Here is a 1,322-nt window from a genome sequence, read left to right as displayed (position 1 = left end):
TGAACTGCCCCCACTTTCGACCGGACACTCAGCATAAGCAGGAAGGCTCAAGCACAGGCTTGAGGATAAGCTTATGTCTAACGAGTTTCGACAGGTTGATCTGATGATCGGTGACGTCCGGCGGCGACGCTGGACAACGGAGCGCAAACTGCAGATCATCGAGGAAAGCTATGCCGCCGGGGAGACCGTTTCCTCCGCGGCGCGGCGACATGGAGTTGCGCCAAATCTTCTATATCGCTGGCGTAGGCTCCTGAGCGAGGGAGGTGCGGTGGCCGTGGATTCAGATGAACCCGTGATCGGCAATTCCGAAGTGAAGAAGCTGGAAGATCGCGTGCGCGAGCTTGAGCGCATCCTCGGGCGTAAGACGTTGGAGAACGAGATTCTCCGCGAAGCTCTTTCCAAAGCCCACTCAAAAAAACCGATATCGCGGCCGATCTTGTTGCCGAAGGACGGTTCCCGATGAAGACCGTGGCTGACGTCCTTGGCGTATCGCGGTCCAATCTGGCGGAGCGCCTTAAAGGCAAGTGCAAGCCGCGTGGATCATACCTCAAAGCGGACGATGACAAGCTGCTGCCCGCCATTCGTAAACTCGTGGATGCTCGGCCGACCTATGGCTATCGGCGGATCGCTGCCCTTCTCAACAGGCAGCGGCGAGCCGCCGATCTGCCCGTCGTCAATCGCAAGCGAGTTCATCGCATCATGGCCAATCACGCTATGATCCTTGAGAAACACACGGCGGCGCGAATAGGCCGTGTCCACGACGGCAAGGTCATGGTGATGCGGTCCAACCTGCGCTGGTGCTCGGATGGCCTTGAGTTCACCTGCTGGAATGGCGAGGTGGTCCGCCTCGCGTTCATCATCGATGCGTTTGACCGGGAAATTATCTCATGGGCAGCCGTCGCTAATGCCGGGATATCAGGTTCCGACATTCGAGACATGATGTTGGAGGCCGTCGAAAAGCGCTTCGGCGCAACCAGCGCCCCCCATGCAATAGAACATCTATCTGATAACGGCAGTGCATACACCGCGCGCGAGACCAGGCTGTTTGCCCAAGCCCTCAACCTGATCCCATGCTTCACGCCCGTTGCCAGCCCACAATCGAACGGCATGTCTGAAGCCTTCGTCAAAACCTTGAAGCGGGACTATATACGCATCTCACCCATTCCGGACGCCGATACAGCTCTCCGGAAGATCGACGGATGGATCGAAGACTATAATGAAATCCATCCACACTCAGCGCTGAAAATGGCCTCCCCAAGGGAGTTCATCAAAGCATTGTCTCAATAGCTGATCTGTCCGGCGAAATGGGGGGCACTCCACCC

1 protein-coding gene is annotated in these 1,322 nt (G+C 57.3%); it reads left to right on the top strand.

Annotated elements, in window-relative coordinates; translation table 11 throughout:
* Positions 1-73 precede the first annotated feature (73 nt).
* Positions 74-1,287, top strand: a protein-coding gene (locus H4I99_RS24305; RefSeq protein WP_112720583.1) for an IS3 family transposase whose coding sequence is annotated in 2 segments (ribosomal slippage) — positions 74-410 and positions 410-1,287 — 1,215 coding nt in all. Because the reading frame shifts where the segments join, the coding sequence is not laid out codon by codon here.
* Positions 1,288-1,322: the final 35 nt, after the last annotated feature.

It is taken from the genome of Paenirhizobium daejeonense, from assembly GCF_014280875.1.
In the GTDB taxonomy this organism is placed as follows: domain Bacteria; phylum Pseudomonadota; class Alphaproteobacteria; order Rhizobiales; family Rhizobiaceae; genus Allorhizobium; species Allorhizobium daejeonense.
Note: the sequence above shows the minus strand (reverse complement) of the source record. Positions and strands in the feature narration are given on the sequence as shown.